The 15,629-nt window shown below is 67.4% G+C and carries 11 protein-coding genes; 4 read left to right on the top strand and 7 right to left on the bottom strand.

Annotation, left to right across the window (positions count from 1 at the left end; translation table 11 throughout):
• The first annotated feature begins 21 nt into the window (after nt 1–21).
• Entirely contained in the window at nt 22–1,965 is a 1,944-nt protein-coding gene (locus ON43_RS03200; RefSeq protein ID WP_040803349.1) for a glycoside hydrolase family 15 protein, read from the top strand.
• A gap of 126 nt (nt 1,966–2,091) precedes the next feature.
• On the opposite strand, the gene narI is transcribed toward ON43_RS03200, so the two are convergent.
• Genes narI through ON43_RS03170 form a run of 6 tightly spaced genes read right to left on the bottom strand, consistent with a single transcriptional unit; the run spans nt 2,092 to nt 11,312 of the window.
• Nucleotides 2,092–2,823 (bottom strand): respiratory nitrate reductase subunit gamma, encoded by a 732-nt coding sequence (narI, locus tag ON43_RS03195; protein ID WP_040803347.1) that lies wholly within the window; start codon nt 2,821–2,823, stop codon nt 2,092–2,094.
• On the bottom strand, nt 2,820–3,443 hold the full coding sequence (narJ, locus tag ON43_RS03190) for a nitrate reductase molybdenum cofactor assembly chaperone (RefSeq protein ID WP_040803345.1): 624 nt from the start codon (nt 3,441–3,443) through the stop codon (nt 2,820–2,822). Before narJ ends, narI begins: the two co-directional genes overlap by 4 nt.
• A gap of 5 nt (nt 3,444–3,448) precedes the next feature.
• Nucleotides 3,449–5,047: a nitrate reductase subunit beta gene (gene narH / locus ON43_RS03185; RefSeq protein ID WP_040803343.1), complete on the bottom strand. Its 1,599-nt coding sequence runs from the start codon at nt 5,045–5,047 to the stop codon at nt 3,449–3,451.
• Nucleotides 5,047–8,733, bottom strand: a complete 3,687-nt coding sequence (locus ON43_RS03180) for a nitrate reductase subunit alpha (protein ID WP_040803341.1) — start codon at nt 8,731–8,733, stop codon at nt 5,047–5,049. Before ON43_RS03180 ends, narH begins: the two co-directional genes overlap by 1 nt.
• A gap of 53 nt (nt 8,734–8,786) precedes the next feature.
• Complete coding sequence (gene cydB, locus ON43_RS03175; protein WP_040803339.1) at nt 8,787–9,836, bottom strand: cytochrome d ubiquinol oxidase subunit II; 1,050 nt, start codon at nt 9,834–9,836, stop codon at nt 8,787–8,789.
• 9 nt (nt 9,837–9,845) lie between these two features.
• Entirely contained in the window at nt 9,846–11,312 is a 1,467-nt protein-coding gene (locus tag ON43_RS03170; RefSeq protein WP_040803337.1) for a cytochrome ubiquinol oxidase subunit I, read from the bottom strand.
• Nucleotides 11,313–11,536: 224 nt separating this feature from the next.
• Between ON43_RS03170 and ON43_RS03165 the strand changes: the two genes are divergently transcribed.
• The 3 genes from ON43_RS03165 to ON43_RS03155 all read left to right on the top strand — a co-directional run bounded on the left by ON43_RS03165 (nt 11,537) and on the right by ON43_RS03155 (nt 14,587).
• Nucleotides 11,537–12,895: a YhgE/Pip domain-containing protein gene (locus tag ON43_RS03165; protein WP_245568447.1), complete on the top strand. Its 1,359-nt coding sequence runs from the start codon at nt 11,537–11,539 to the stop codon at nt 12,893–12,895.
• 111 nt (nt 12,896–13,006) lie between these two features.
• Nucleotides 13,007–13,969 carry a tellurite resistance/C4-dicarboxylate transporter family protein gene (locus tag ON43_RS03160; protein WP_051177827.1) on the top strand — a complete coding sequence of 321 codons (963 nt, stop codon included), beginning with the start codon at nt 13,007–13,009 and terminating at the stop codon, nt 13,967–13,969.
• Between the two features lie 45 nt (nt 13,970–14,014).
• A complete protein-coding gene (locus tag ON43_RS03155) occupies nt 14,015–14,587 on the top strand; it encodes a hypothetical protein (RefSeq protein ID WP_157513879.1) in 573 nt (190 codons plus the stop codon).
• On the opposite strand, the gene ON43_RS03150 is transcribed toward ON43_RS03155, so the two are convergent.
• Nucleotides 14,559–15,629 (bottom strand): PucR family transcriptional regulator (locus ON43_RS03150; protein WP_040803333.1); only part of this gene is annotated, 1,071 nt, incomplete at its 5' end. The two genes, ON43_RS03155 and ON43_RS03150, sit on opposite strands and share 29 nt — an antisense overlap.

Genomic DNA, 15,629 nt, shown 5'->3' with positions numbered 1-15,629 from the left:
CGCGACGGGTTTCGATGAGGCATGGAGACTTCCGCATCGGGATTCGGGGCCGCGTCGTCCGTCGATGAGCAGGTGTTTCCGCCGATCGACGACTATGCGTTCCTGTCGGATTGCGAGACGAGCTGCCTGATCGCGCCGTCGGGGGCGGTCGAGTGGATGTGCCTGCCGCGGCCGGATTCTCCGAGTGTCTTCGGGGCGATGCTCGACCGGGCCGCGGGGCATTTCCGGATCGGCCCCTACGGGGTCGCGGTGCCAGCGGCCCGGCATTACATACCGGGCGGGCTGGTGCTGGAGACGACCTGGCAGACCGAGACCGGGTGGCTGGTCGTGCGGGATGCCCTGGTGATCGGGCCCTGGCACGACACCGCCGCACGCAGCCGCACCTATCGCCGCACGCCCCGCGACCGCGACGCCGAACACGTCCTGGTGCGCGTCGTGGAATGCGTGGGCGGCGTGGTGGAGTTGGAGCTGAGCTGCGCGCCCGCCTTCGACTACCACCGGGCCCCGGCGCGGTGGACCTACACCGGCGAGGTCTACGAGCAGGCGACGGCGACCTCGGCGGACGCCGCCGACGGGCCCGCGCTCACCCTGACCACCGACCTGAAGCTGGGCCTGGACGGTCGCCTCGCGAGCGCGCGGACCCGAATGGTGGAGGGGGACCGGGCCTTCGTGGCACTCTCGTGGTCGCAGCTGCCGCCGCCGCGCACCGTCGACGAGGCCGACCGCAGGCTGCACGCCACCAACGACTACTGGCGGCAATGGCTGACCCTCGGCGCGTTCCCGGATCATCCGTGGCGGCGCTACCTGCAGCGCAGCGCACTGGCCCTCAAGGGCCTCACCTATATTCCGACCGGGGCGCTGCTGGCCGCCGCCACCACCTCCCTGCCGGAAACTCCCGGCGGCGAACGGAATTGGGACTACCGCTACAGCTGGGTGCGCGATTCGTCGTTCGCGCTCTGGGGCCTGTACACCCTCGGCTTCAACCGCGAGGCCGACGACTTCTTCGCCTTCCTGCACGACGTCGCCACCGACGCGGACGGCAATCCGATTCCGCTGCAGGTGCTCTACGGTGTCGGCGGGGAACGCGAGATCACCGAATTCGAGCTGCCGGACCTGCACGGCTACGGCGGCGCGCGCCCGGTGCGGGTGGGCAATGCCGCCTATGACCAAGTGCAGCACGATGTCTGGGGCGTCATCCTCGACTCGGTGTACCTGCACGTCAAATCCCGTAACCAGGTGCCGGAATCACTGTGGCCGATGCTGCGCACCCAGGTGGAATCGGCCATCGAACAGTGGCGGAAACCCGACCGGGGAATCTGGGAAATCCGTGGTGAGCCACAGCATTTCACGTGTTCGAAGGTGATGTGCTGGGTGGCGCTCGACCGCGGCGCCCGGCTCGCCGAACTGCACGGTCAGCACGAGCACGCCGAGCAGTGGCAGCGGATCGCCGAGGAGATTCGCGCCGATGTGCTCGCCCACGGTGTGAATGCCGAGGGGGTGTTCACCCAGACCTACGGCGGCACGGCGCTCGACGCGTCACTGCTGCTGGTGCCGTTGATGCGGTTCCTTCCGCCCGACGATCCGCGCGTGCGCGCCACCGTCCTCGCCATCGCCGAACAGCTCACCGTCGACGGCCTGGTGCTGCGCTACCGCACCGACACCACCGATGACGGCCTGTCCGGCGTCGAGGGCGCGTTCACCATCTGCTCGTTCTGGCTGGTGTCGGCGCTGGTGGAGATCGGCGAACTGACGCGGGCGCGGGAACTGTGCCACCGCCTGCTGGGCTACGCCAGCGACCTCCAGCTCTACGGCGAGGAGATCGATACACGCACCGGCCGCCACCTGGGCAACTTCCCGCAGGCCTTCACCCACCTGGCCCTCATCAACGCCGTCACCCACGTCATCCGCGCCGAGCGGTCCGACTCCGGCCTCGACACCGGTCGTTTCCGCTCCGCCCGTACCTAAGCGCCTGGTTGAAAGTTCTCCTCGTCATTCCGGCGTGCTTTTGGCCGGAATCCACCTCGGACAGCGAGATCCCGGCCAAAAGCACGCCGGGATGACGGGTGGGCTTCCGTCGATGCGCTCGGCCGTTCAGCGCCCGGCGTCGACGCGCTCCCAGCCGCGGCGGGGCGGGCGTTCGGCGAGGAGTCGCGGATCGCGGCTGCGGTAGACGATGTAGGGGCGGAACAGATATTGCACCGGGGCGCTGAACATGTGGACCAGGCGCGTGAACGGCAGCAGGGCCAGCAGCGCCATGCCGATCACGGCGTGGACGTGAAAGGCCAAGGGAGCCTGGGCCATCAGGTCGACCTCCGGGCGCAGCGTGAAGATGCTGCGGGCCCACGGTGCGATGGTGGTGCGGTAGTCGTAGCCCTCGTCGAAACTCGCATGGGTGAGCTTGGCGAACATGCCGCTCAGGATCGCGGCCACCAGCACCAGATACATGAGTTTGTCGTTGCGGGTGGTGCCGTGGAAGACAGCGGTATTGGTGCGCCGGCGGTAGATCAGCATGCCGATGCCGAGCACCGCGAGCGCCCCGGCGGCGGTGCCGCCGATCAGGGACAGCAGATTGTAGGCGTGCTCGTCGAAGTGGACGGCGTCGGTCCAGGAGGCCGGAATGAACAGGCCCATGATGTGGCCCACGAACACGAACAGGATGCCGTAGTGGAACATCGGCGACGCGATCTTGAGCAGCCGGGATTCGTGCAGCTCCGAGGAGCGGGTGGTCCAGCCGAACTTGTCGTAGCGGTAGCGCCAGGCCAGACCGGTGGCCAGCAGGCCGATCGTCAGGTAGGGGAGGGCTCCCCACAGGAAGGTGTTCATCGATGCTCTCCCGTCAGCAGTGGCAGCATTCCGAGGTGTCCGTAGGGTTCGAGGCCGACGGTTTCGCGTGGTGGGCCGCTGCGGGCCATGGCGCGCGCGGAGGCCCGGTCGGTCGGTGATGCCCCGGGCAGGGTCGCGCAGACGCTCTCGAGGACCGAGGCGTAGGTATTTCCCTTCTCGGTCAAGGCGATTCGAAGCAGCTCCAACGCTGGTCGATGTTCGAGCAACAGTGAATTCGTGCGGGCGAGCGCGCAGAATTCGAGGACGGCGGGCAGGAAGTCGGGCAGCTCGTCATCGGCGAAATCGAAGCCGTGGGCGCGGTAATGCTCCTTGAACCGGACCAGCGCGACCCCGCGATTGCGGGTGTCGCCGTCGGTCCACCAGGTCAGGTACAGGCTGTGACGGTTGGTGAAGTCGAAGGTGTCGACATAGGCGGCGGTGCGCTGGTCGGCGGTGAATCCGGCTGTGGTGGAAAGGAATTCACGAAGCCCGCGCGCCGCCGGATTCCGCGCCGCCTGTAGCTCCGCCTCGAACGAGCCCAGATCCGCCACGAACTCGGCCCCCGGATACGCCAGGCAGGCCGAGGCCACGCGATACAGCAGCGCGACCTCGTCGTCCATCCGGCTCACCGGCCCTCCTCGACCGTGTCGGCGGTCTGCTGCTTGCGCATGGCGTGGAAACTCTCGATGGTCACCAGCGGCAACGACTTCCGCCCCGATCCGCCACCGAACGGACCGTCCTCGGACATGCCGGGCCCGCCCTCGTAGTCGAGGCTGCATCCGCTCTGCAGCACCGACTCCTCCAGCTGATGCGCCTCGGTCATGGCGGCGGTCGGAATCACGTACCGGTCTTCGTATTTCGCGACGGCCAGCAGATGGAACATCTGCTCGAGCTCCTTGGCGGTCATGCCGACCGCCGCCGCGGTGTCCTCGCCGACGATCCGCCCGAGATTGATATCGGCCATATGGGATCGCATGGCGGCCAATCGATCCAGGCTTGCCTTCACCGGCACCGGGTCACCGGCGGTGAACAGCTCGGCCAGATATTGCACCGGAATCCGCAGCGCGTCGATGGCGCCGAACAGGTTGCCCGCGTTCTCGCCGTCGAATCCGCTGTCGGCCACCGCATCCACCACCGGCGAGAGCGGCGGGATGTACCAGACCATCGGCATGGTCCGGAATTCCGGATGCAGCGGCAGCGCCACCCGGTACTTGCTGATCAACGCGTGCACGGGGGAGCGGCGCGCGGCCTCGAGCCATTCGTGGGAGATCCCGTCGCGCTCGGCCGCGCGGCGCACCTCCGGGTCCTCGGGATCCAGGAACAGATCCAATTGCGCTTGGTAGAGCTGCTTCTCGTCGCGGGTGGCCGCGGCGGCGGTCACCTTGTCGGCGTCGTAGAGCAGCACCCCGAGATACCGCAGCCGCCCCACACAGGTCTCCGAGCACACGGTGGGCAGGCCCACCTCGACGCGCGGATAGCAGAACGTGCACTTCTCGGCCTTGCCGGTCTGATGGTTGAAATAGATCTTCTTGTACGGACATCCCGTCACGCACTGCCGCCATCCGCGGCACTGGTCCTGGTCCACCAGCACGATGCCGTCCTCGACGCGCTTGTAGATCGCCCCGGACGGGCAGGCGGCCACGCACGCCGGATTCAGGCAGTGCTCGCAGATGCGCGGCAGATAGAACATGAACGACTCTTCGTAGCTGAAGCGGATCTTCTCGCCCACTTCCTCGCGCATCTTGACGACATTCGGGTCCTCGGACCCGTGCTCGGCGATGCCGCCCAGATTGTCGTCCCAGTTGGCCGACCATTCCACCGCCATCGGCTCGCCGGTGACCAGCGAGCGCGGCGGCGCGACCGGATAGTCGTCACCGAGCGGGGCGTCGGTGAGATTGCGGTAGTCGTAGGTCCACGGCTCGTAGTAGTCGCGCAGCGTCGGCATGACGGGATTAGCAAAGAGGCTCAACAGCTTCCAGGTCCGCGAGCCCTGCTTCAGCTTCAGCTTCCCGCGCTTGGTGAGCGTCCACCCGCCCTTCCACTCCCGCTGATCCTCGTAGCGGCGCGGATACCCCTGCCCCGGCCGGGTCTCGACATTGTTGAACCAGGCGTACTCCATGCCCGAGCGATTGGTCCACGTCTGCTTGCACGTGACCGAACAGGTATGGCAGCCAATGCATTTGTCGAGATTCATGACCATCGCGATCTGTGCCATCACGCGCATCAGTAGCTCACCTCCTGGCTGCGGCGGCGGATCACGGTGATCTCGTCCCGCTGATTGCCCGTCGGGCCGAAATAGTTGAACGACCACGACAATTGGGCGTAGCCGCCGATCAGATGGGTGGGCTTGAGCAGCACCCGGGTCAGCGAATTGTGGATGCCGCCGCGACGGCCGTTCGTCTCGGACTTGGGCACGTTGACGGTGCGTTCCTGCGCGTGGTTCATGTACACCAGTCCGGCCGGAATGCGCGGGGAGACAATGGCCCTGGCCACCACCACGCCATTGCGGTTGACCGCCTCGATCCAGTCGTTGTCGGCCACCCCGATGGTCTCGGCGTCGGCCACCGACATCCAGATCACCTGTCCGCCACGCGAAAGCGACAGCATGAACAGGTTGTCCTGGTACTCGGAGTGGATCGACCACTTGTTGTGTGGGGTCAGGTAGCGGACCGTCACCTCGTTCTGCCCGGTCGGCCCGAGCGCCGGTTCGCCGAAGAGCCGCTTCATATCCAGCGGCGGCCGGTAGGTCGGCAGCGCCTCACCGAGCTCGTGCATCCAGTCGTGGTCGACGAAGAAATGCTGGCGGCCGGTCAGGGTGTGCCACGGCTTGAGGTGCTCGGTATTGAGGGTGAACGGCGCGTAGCGTCGCCCGCCCGCCTCGCTGCCCGACCATTCGGGCGAGGTGATCACCGGCACCGGGGCGGCCTGAGTTTCGGCGTAGGTGATGTGGACGGCTTCCTTCTCCTCCGCCAGATGCGCCATCGGCTGGCCGGTGCGGGCCTCGAGGGTCTTGAACAGCTGCACCGCGAGCCGCCCGTTGGTGGTGCCCGACAGCGACAGGATCGTATTGGCGGCCTTGAGATCGGTGTCCATGGCCGGGCGGCCCGCCGCGATCCCGTCGGCGACCACGCCATTGAGCGCCCGCAGGTAGTCGATCTCCTGATCGGGGTGCATGACGATGCCCTTGGCCGGGAGCCCGAGCTTCTCGACATTGGGGCCCAGCGACGCGAATTTCGTTGCGACGGCGGTGTAATCGCGTTCGACCACGGTCAGCGCGGGCATGGTCACGCCCGGGATCGGCGCGCAGTCACCGGCCTTCCAGTCGAGCACGACCCCGCCCGGCTGTCCCGTCTCTCCGGCGGTGTCGTGCTGAAACGGCGTGGCCACCAGGTCGTGTCGGGTATCGAGGTGTCCCTTGGCCAGTTCGCTGAGCCGCGAGGCCAGATCGTAGAACGCGTCGAAGTCGGTGCGCGCCTGCCACGGCGGGCTCACCGCCGGGGCGAAGGAGTGCACGAACGGGTGCATATCGGTCGACGACAGGTCGTGCTTCTCGTACCAGGTCGCAGCGGGCAGCACGATATCCGACAGCATGGTCGAGGAGGTCATGCGGAAATCGATGGACAGCAGCAGATCGAGCTTGCCCTCGGGCGCTTCGTCGTGCCAGACGACGTCACGGGGTCGCGCGTCCGGTGGCGCTTCCTCGGCGCGCAGCGAGGATTGCGTTCCCAGTAGATGTTTGGTGAAGTACTCCGCGCCCTTGGCGGAGGAACCGAGCAGGTTCGCGCGCCACAGCGTCATCACGCGCGGCCAGTTCTGCGGTGCGTCCGGGTCCTCGGCGGCGAAACGCAGTCGGCCCGCGCTCAATTCGTCGGCGACGTACTGCGCCGGTTCCTTGCCCGCCTCGCGCGCCTGATCGACCAGGTCGAGGGGGTTGCGGTCGAAGGTCGGGTACGAGGGCATCCAGCCCATGCGCGCCGACTGGGCCAGCACGTCGACGCCGGTCATGCCCTCGAACCGGCCGGTGCCCAGGGGCGAGGCGAGCACGTCGGCGCTGAACCGGTCGTAGCGCCACTGGTCGGTATTGGTGAAAAACCATGCGGTGCCGATCATCTGGCGCGGCGGCCGCGACCAGTCGTTGGCGGAGGCGAGCGTCGCCCAGCCGGTCACCGGCCGCACCTTCTCCTGGCCGACGTAGTGCGCCCAGCCGCCGCCGTTGCGGCCCTGACAGCCGGTGAGCAGCAGCAGCGACAGGAAGCAGCGGTAGATGGTCTCGGAGTGGAACCAGTGATTGGTGCCCGCGCCCATGAGAATCATGCAGCGGCCCTGCGATTCCTCGGCGATGGCGGCGAACTCGCGGGCGATCTTCACGGTGCGCTGCGCCGGGACCGAGGTGATGCGCTCGGACCAGGCCGGGGTGCCGGGCGTCTCCGCGTCGTCGTAGGAGGACGGCCACTCGCCGGGCAAATCGTCTCGGGCGACACCGTATTGGGCCAGCAGCAGATCGAAGACGGTGGTGACCACCGGGCCGTCGTTCCCCAGCCGCAGGGCCGGGACACCGCGTCGCATCGTCTCGCCGCGACCCTGGCCGTGAGCTCCGCCGTCGGTGTCGAAGCGGGTCAGCAGCACCTCGACTCCGACGCCGCGGCCGTGCAGCGACAGCAGCGGCTCGATGTCGCCGAGATCGAGATTCCAACGGCCCTTGCCGGATTCGGTCCACCGGAACCCCAGCGAGCCGTTGGGCACCGCTGTCGCGCCGGTATTGCGGTCCAGCACGACGGTCTTCCAGGCCGCGCCCTCGCCGGTGTCGCCGAGATCGGCGGCCCGCACGAATTTGTCCGGCACATAGGCTCCGTCGCGTTCGCTCAGCGTCACCAGGAACGGCAGATCGGTGAACCGGCGCACGTAGTCGTCGAAGAACGGCACCTGCCGATCCACGAAGCATTCCTTGAGCACGACGTGCCCCATGGCCATGGCCAGCGCGGCATCGGTGCCCGGATGCGGATGCAGCCATTCGTCGGCGAACTTGGCATTGTCGGCGTAGTCGGGGGCGACCACCACCACCTTCTGGCCGCGATAGCGGGCCTCGGCCATCCAGTGCGCATCCGGGGTGCGGGTCACGGGGACGTTGGAGCCCCACATGATCAGATACGCCGCGTCCCACCAGTCTCCGGATTCGGGGACGTCGGTCTGGTCGCCGAAGACCTGCGGCGCGGCGACCGGGAGGTCGGCGTACCAGTCGTAGAACGAGAGCATCGGCGCGCCGATCAAACCCATGAACCGGGCCCCGGAGGCATGCGACACCATCGACATGGCCGGGATGGGGGAGAAGCCCGCGATGCGGTCGGGACCGTAGTTCTTGATCGCGTGCACGTGTGCGGCGGCGGCGATCTCGATGGCGTCGGCCCAATCCGCCCGCACCAGACCACCTTTGCCGCGCGCCCGCTGATAGCGGCGGCGGCGCTCGGGATCACCCTGGATCTCCGCCCACGCCAGCACCGGATCGCCCAGCCGCGCCCGCGCCTCGCGATACATCTCCAGCAGCACACCGCGCACGTACGGATACCGCACGCGCGTGGGCGAATACGTGTACCAGGAGAACGCGGCCCCGCGCGGGCAGCCGCGCGGCTCGTACTCGGGGCGGTCCGGCCCGACCGACGGATAGTCGGTGGCCTGGGTCTCCCAGGTGATGATGCCGTCCTTGACGTACACCTTCCACCGGCACGAGCCGGTGCAGTTGACGCCATGGGTGGAGTAGACGATCTTGTCGTGACTCCAGCGGTCGCGGTAGAAGACATCGCCCTCGCGACCGCCGACGATCTGTTCGCTGTGCAGATCCGCCGCGGGTTTACCGGGCCGGAAATAGCGCGCCGAGCGCAACAGCAGAGCTCCGGTCTCCCCGGGTGCCGTCATCTACCAATCCCTTTCCTCGATACGTTTTTTCGCGGCGGGCGACGCGGCGCCGGTCAGGTGCGCGCGGGCCGCACGGACAGTCCGATCGGGGCGGGAATCTGATCGGTGGTGAGCCGCTTGCGGAACACCCAATAGGTCCAGGCCTGGTAGATCAGCACGATCGGGACCATGGCGACCGCCACCCAGCTCATGACCACCAGCGTGTAGTGGGTCGAGGACGCCGACACGGTGCCGTCCCGCCCGTCGACGGTGAGGCTGTAGGCGTCATCGATGGTGGAGGGCAGCACATTCGGGAACAGCGATCCGAACAGCAACACGGTGGCCGCCGCGATGGTGACCGCGGTGCCGGTGAACGCCCAGCCGTCGCGGCCCTTCACCGCGCCCACCGCGGTGACCACGAGCCCGATCACGGCCAGCACCAATGGAATCCACGTCCAGCCCTTCCCGTAGGCGAACTGGGTCCACAGGCCGAAGGCCGCGACCACCAGCGCGGTCGGCGGCAACAGTCGCAGCATGGCCAGGCGCGCGTCCTCGCGCACGTCGCCGCCGGTCTTCAGCGATACGAACACCGCGCCGTGCAGCAGGAACAGCAGCAGCGTGGTCAGTCCGCCGAGGATGGCGTACGGGTTGAGCAGATCGAACAGATTGCCCTCGATCTGGCGGTGGGCATTCAGCTTGACGCCGTGCACGACGTTCGCGAACGCCAAACCCCAGGCGAGAGCGGGAATCCAGGACCCGAGCCCGATACCGATATCGCACCAGCGCCGCCACTTCGGGTCATTGATCTTGCCGCGCCATTCGATGGCGCACGCCCGCGCGATCAGGCCGACCAGAATCAGCAGCAACGCGAGATAGAAGCCGGAGAACAGGCTGGCGTACCACTCGGGGAAGGCCGCGAACATCGCGCCGCCGGCGGTGAGCAGCCACACCTCGTTGCCGTCCCACACCGGGCCGATGGTGTTGAGCAGGACTCGCTTCTTCACCTCGGAGCTCCGGCCCAGGATGGGCATGAGCATGCCGACGCCGTAATCGAAGCCCTCCAGTACGAAATAGCCGGTGAACAGCACCGCGACCAGGACAAACCAGAAAACGGGCAGACTCATCCTCGGCTCCTAGTAGGCGAAGGAAAGCTTCTCGACGGATCCGTCGGCGGTCGGCGGCGTGGGCGAATCCGTGTGCGCCGGCTCGGGTCCCACCACCACATAGCGGCGCATCAGGTAGAACCAGGCGACCGCGAGCCCGCCGTAGAGCAGCGTGAACACGATCAGCGAGGTCAGCACGGTGCCCGCCGCGATACCGGACACGCCCTGCTGCACAGTCATTCGCAGTGCTTGATCACCGGTCGGGTTGGGCGCGACCACCCAGGGCTGGCGGCCCATCTCGGTGAACACCCAGCCGGAACTGTTGCCCAGGAACGGAGTCGCGATCGCCAGCACGGACAGCCACTTGAACCAGGTCTGGTCCGGGATCCGGCCGCGGCGGGTGACCCAGAATCCGGCCAGCGCCAACAGGATCGAGCCCGCCATCCAGGTGATCATGGCGCGGAAGGACCAGTAGGTGACGAACAGGTTGGGCCGGTAGTCGCCGATGCCGTACTTCTGGTTGTACTCGACCTGAAGATCCTTGACGCCCGGCAAGGTGACGCCGGTGAAGTCGCCGGTGGCCAGCCAGGGCAGCACATACGGCACCTCGATGGCGTGATCCACGCTGTCGCAGTTGTTGTGGGTGCCGACGGTCAGCACGGAGAAGGCCGGGTCGGTTTCGGTGTGGCACAGCGACTCTGCCGAGGCCATCTTCATGGGCTGCTGCTTGAACATCAGCTTGCCCTGGGAGTCGCCGGTGAAGATGATGACCACGCTGGAGATCAGCACCACCCATATGCCCAGGCGGGCGGCGGGCCGCCACATGGTGCGGGCGTCCTCGAGATCCACGGGGCCGGTGGCGGCGCGGGCCTGCTTGACCATCCACCACCCGGCCACGCCCGCGATGAAGGTGCCCGCGGTGAGGAACGCTCCCGCCACCACGTGGGGGAAGGCGGCCAGGGTGGTGACATTGGTGATGACTTTCCAAATGCTGTGCAGCTCAGCGCGTCCGGACTCGGGGTTGAACTCCGCGCCGACCGGATGCTGCATGAACGAGTTGGCGGCGATGATGAAGTACGCCGAGGCGTTCACGCCGATGGCGACCAGCCAGATACACGCCAGATGCACCTTCTTGGGCAGGCGATCCCAGCCGAAGATCCACAGCCCCAGGAACGTCGACTCCATGAAGAAGGCGACCAGCGCCTCCATGGCCAGCGGTGCGCCGAAGATATCGCCGACGAAGCGGGAGTATTCGCTCCAGCTCATGCCGAACTGGAATTCCTGCACGATGCCGGTGGCGACACCGAGCGCGAAGTTGATCAGGAACAGCTTCCCGAAGAATTTGGTGAGCCGGAGCCAATGCTCCTTGCCGGTGACCACCCAGGCGGTCTGCAGGCCGGCGACCAGAGGGGCGAGGCCGATGGTGAGCGGGACGAAGATGAAGTGATAGACGGTGGTGATACCGAACTGCCAGCGCGCGACATCGACGACGCTCATTCGACCTCCTGCCGATCTCCGACATGGTGCGGAACATCAGTAACCCAGCCGACCGGTCTCCACCTCAACATGGCCGCACGGCAGCGCGCCGAAAATTTGCTGAACTGTAATCCAATCCGCCTCTCGGTCTCGATCCGGATGGAAATTTGTACGGCGGAAGTGAAACTCGGACTTCACGGCCGTGACAACCTGATTCGCTGGTCAGATGCTGCTACGGTTCCGCCGTGCCGACTACCGAGGGTGCGCGCGGGCAGCAGCAGGTGACGCCGCGGAAGCACCTGACACCGTTGCGGTTCCTGTTCCCGGTGCTGATCGTGACCTTCCTGGCCGCGGTGCTCGGGGTCATGTACCTGGACTACATCGTCGACCCGCAGCAGAACCTGCACGATTTCCCGATCGCGCTGGTGAACCGCGACGAGGGCGATATCCAGGGCCGGCCCGGTCAGGAGAAGCGCGTCAACTTCGGCGACCAGGTGGCCGAGGGGCTGCGGAAGGCCGTGCCCGCCGACCAGATCGATCTGCGCGTGCTCGGTGTCAACGAGGCCGAGCTGCAGATGCAGAACGCGCAGATCTACGGAGCGGTCATCATTCCCGGCGACTTCAGCAAGCGCCTGGGGATTCTGGGCGTGGGCAGCATCGTGCCCGGCGATATTCAGCTGCCGACCATCACGCTCCAAACCAATCCGCGCACCGGCATATTCGCGACCACGGCCGTGGAACTGTTCGGGGAGAAGGCGCTCGACCAGGTGAACAAGCAGGTCGGGGAGCAGCTGCTCGCGACGGTCCGGGCCCAGCTCGCGCCGCCACCGGGTGACTCCGCGCCCGCGCCCGCGATCAGCGGGACCACCCAGATCGCGCTCGAACGGCCGCTGAACATCGTGGTAGACCAATTCGATCCGCTGCCCACCGGATCCGGGCAGGGGCTGACGGCGTTCTTCTACGCATTGTTGTTGCTGATCGCCGGCATGGTCGGCGCGATGATCATCCACACGCTCATCGATTCGGCGTTGGGATTTCTGCCGACGGAATGGGGGCCGTGGTATCTACGGCCGGAGACGGCGTCCATCACCCGCTTCCACACCCTGCTGCTCAAATGGAGTGCCGTGGCGGCGATGTCGGTCGTGGTGTCGATAGCGCTCATGATCGTCGCGAACTGCCTGGGCATGCCCATCGACGACCCACTGCAGCTGTTCCTCTACGGCACCCTGGTGATCCTCGCCGTGGGTGTCACCAGCATCTCGATCCTGGCCGCCATCGGCTGGGCGGGCCTGATCGTGAACGTGATCATCTTCGTCATCCTCGGCGTCCCCTCCTCCGGCGGCACCGTCCCCCTCGAGGCCACCCCCAAATACTTCGGCTGGCTGTCCAGCTTCGAACCCATGCACCAGGTCTTCCTCGGCGTCCGCTCGATCCTCTACTTCAACGGCAGCGCCCAAGCAGGCCTGAGCCGCGGCGTCTGGATGTCCATCCTCGGCCTCGCCATCGGCATCGTCCTCGGTATCGTCGCCACCCGCGCCTACGACCGCCGCGGCCTCGATCGCGCGGTCCGCACCCCGGAACGGCAAGCGGCTCCGGCGAATTGACCGGCGCCCGGCGCTTTCTGCCGGTCTGTATTTCGGATTCAGGCAATTCATAGGCAAATTGATCGGCGCGCCGTTCGGACGGCCTCCGTGCCACGGGTTTCCATTGAAGTCATGGCACCTCGATCGTGGCGCGACCTACCGCCCGCGGCGGGCGCCTTCGTCATGGCTACCGGAATTATCTCGATCGGTTTGCACCGCACGGGTTTCGAATGGCCTTCGCGAATTCTGCTCGCCCTGGCAGGCGTGGTGTGGGTGCTGCTGGCCATCGACTTCGCCGTCCGATTCCTGAGGGAGCCCACGCGCTGGGCGAGCGAGGCCGTGACGCCGCCGGGGCTGAGCGGCATCGGGGCCACCACCGTGCTCGGCACCCGGCTCGCCATGCTGGGCTGGCACACCGGCGCGTGGATCGCGCTGGGGCTGGCGGTCGTGTGGTGGCCGGTACTACTGAGGGCGGTGACGGCGCATTGGAATCGGCGCATGCCGGGGGCAGAGTTCCTGGTCTGCGTATCGACTCAGGGCCTGGCGGTGCTGACGGCGACACTGGCCAAGATCCACGACTCGCGCTGGCTCGCCATGGCCGCGGTCGCCTGGTTCTGCCTGGGGGTGGGGCTGTATGTGCTGGCGTTGGCGCGCTTCGACTTCCGGCAGATCTGGTCGGGTGCGGGCGATCAATGGGTGGCCACGGGCGCGCTCGCCATCTCCGCGCTGGCCGCGGCGGTCACCGTCGATATCCCCGGCTGGAAACCGGTCGCGCACGGTGCGCTGATCACGGCCGCCCTGACCCTGTTGATGCTCAACTGGGCGGTGTATTCGGTATTGGTGGTCGCCGAGATCGCCAATCCGCGCCCGGGCTACGACATCCGCCGCTGGGCCACCGTGTTCCCGCTCGGCATGACGGCCGTTGCCACCCTCACGACCGGCGTCGTCACCGACCTCACCGCCTTACGTGTGGTCGGCCGCATCCTCTTGCTGGTCGCGGTCGCGGCATGGCTTGCCACGCTGATCGGATTCCTGAATCGGACGACGACACGCTGGCATTGGCAACAACCTCGCAAATCACGGTCGGGCGCGTAATGATCGCACGGGAACGCCATACACCCACGACCGTTGGAGCCCGATATGAGCATTCGGTTGATCGCCTGGAGTGCTGTTGCGTTGGTCCCGCTGGCCGCGGCCGCGGCGTGTTCGGCCGGTCAGGAGTCGTCCAGCGAGAAGGGCACCACCCCGGCGGTATTCACCTCCAGCCCGCCGCCGTGCCCGGGCGGCGTCGTCGCCGATGACGGGCTCGGGCCGACGGGGAAGGAGCCCTGCGCGAAGGAACACCACGCGGGCACGGTCGTCGAACTGGGCAAGCCCACCGAGGTCGAGGTGACCGCCGACTCCCTGGCGGGAAGCCCCTCGCACTCCGGTGTCATGGGCATCTACGCGCCACGCTCGTGGGGCGCGGCCGCCGAGGGGCTGGCCTGTACGGTGACCGATCCGGCGAATCAGCCTGTGGCCGTGAACCTTCCGAACCCGGGTATCGTCCAGCCCCAGGACCTCGACGGGCAGCCGTGGGTCACGGTCCTCACCTACACCGCGACTGCGGGCAAGTCGAAGGTGGACTGCCACGACGACGGCACCGGCCGCCTGCCGATGCATCAGGGGCCGCTGGCGGTCCGGGTCATCCCTCTCGAAGTCGGCGGCTTCTAGGGGCGGCGCGGAGATGCTGGATCGCCCACCAGACCTGTAGGGCGGTGCCGGCGGAGCGGAGATCGGTGCCGGTGAGTTCCTCGAAGCGGGTCAGGCGGTAGCGAACCGTGTTGGGGTGGACGATGAGTCGTTCCGCCGTGGTGTCGACGCGCATGCCGGCGTCGAGGAAGCATTCGGCGGTGTCGATGAGGGTGCGGGCGGAATCGGTGTGGCCCAACGGGTCCAGGTAGCGGCGGGCGAATTCGGCACCCAGGTCGGTGTCGGCGGCGACGGCGGGGAGCAGGCCGACGCGGTCGAGATCGAGGGGACCGGTGAGGTCGAAGAGTCGGGCGGTGGCGAGGATTCGGGTGGCGAGGCGGAAGGAGCGGTCCAGCTCGGGGAGGCGGGTCGCGGGGCCGTAGGCGATCGGTGCCGAGTCGGCGGGGCGGCTGGAGAACTCCGCACTGGAATTTTCCACAAACCCCGTGATATCGCCGTCGATGGTGGTGGCGAAGGCGCTGAGCATCGTTCCCGGTGGCGAAATACCTTGCAGCGCGGTGGAATCGGGGTCGCTGTCGAGGCGGGTGCGGTAGGCGCGGTACTCGCGGTCGATGTCGAGGCCGAGCTGCTGGGCGCGGATCTGGAGGTCGGCGGGCGCGAGGGCGCCCAGTAGCAGGGCGCGAGTGAAGTCGGCGCGGAACTGCTCGTCGTGGCGGGCCAGGGCCAGTTCGACCTCGCGGTGGCCCGCGCCGTAAGCGATGGTGGCCTGGTCGACCAGGTCGAGCAGGTCGGTGGTCAGTTCGAGGAGCACGCGGTCGGAGACGCGGCTCGCGCGACCGGCGGCGGTCATCTCGGCCAGCATCTCGCGGACCGCCATGCGCCAGCCGTTCTGGATATCGGCGAGTGAAACACCCTGGCGGGCCCGGGTTTCGCCGAACTTGCGCAGGGCGGTCAGGTCGTCGGCGGTGAGGGGATGCGCGTCGAGCAGGGCGCGGGCCAGGCGGTCGAGGATGGCCTCGGTACTGCGCGCGATGGTGGGGCGGGACAGACCCGCATAGCCGGG

It is taken from the genome of Nocardia concava NBRC 100430 (assembly GCF_000308815.1).
Lineage (GTDB): Bacteria > Actinomycetota > Actinomycetes > Mycobacteriales > Mycobacteriaceae > Nocardia > Nocardia concava.
This window is presented reverse-complemented; position numbering and strand designations above follow the sequence as displayed.

Excerpts from the sequence above, each read along its gene's own strand:
- ON43_RS03200 (WP_040803349.1), top strand. The coding sequence starts at position 22 with ATGGAGACTTCCGCATCGGGATTCGGGGCCGCGTCGTCCGTCGATGAG.
- narI (WP_040803347.1), bottom strand. The coding sequence starts at position 2,823 with ATGAACACCTTCCTGTGGGGAGCCCTCCCCTACCTGACGATCGGCCTG.
- narJ (WP_040803345.1), bottom strand. The coding sequence starts at position 3,443 with ATGGACGACGAGGTCGCGCTGCTGTATCGCGTGGCCTCGGCCTGCCTG.
- narH (WP_040803343.1), bottom strand. The coding sequence starts at position 5,047 with ATGCGCGTGATGGCACAGATCGCGATGGTCATGAATCTCGACAAATGC.
- ON43_RS03180 (WP_040803341.1), bottom strand. The coding sequence starts at position 8,733 with ATGACGGCACCCGGGGAGACCGGAGCTCTGCTGTTGCGCTCGGCGCGC.
- cydB (WP_040803339.1), bottom strand. The coding sequence starts at position 9,836 with ATGAGTCTGCCCGTTTTCTGGTTTGTCCTGGTCGCGGTGCTGTTCACC.
- ON43_RS03170 (WP_040803337.1), bottom strand. The coding sequence starts at position 11,312 with ATGAGCGTCGTCGATGTCGCGCGCTGGCAGTTCGGTATCACCACCGTC.
- ON43_RS03160 (WP_051177827.1), top strand. The coding sequence starts at position 13,007 with ATGGCACCTCGATCGTGGCGCGACCTACCGCCCGCGGCGGGCGCCTTC.
- ON43_RS03155 (WP_157513879.1), top strand. The coding sequence starts at position 14,015 with ATGAGCATTCGGTTGATCGCCTGGAGTGCTGTTGCGTTGGTCCCGCTG.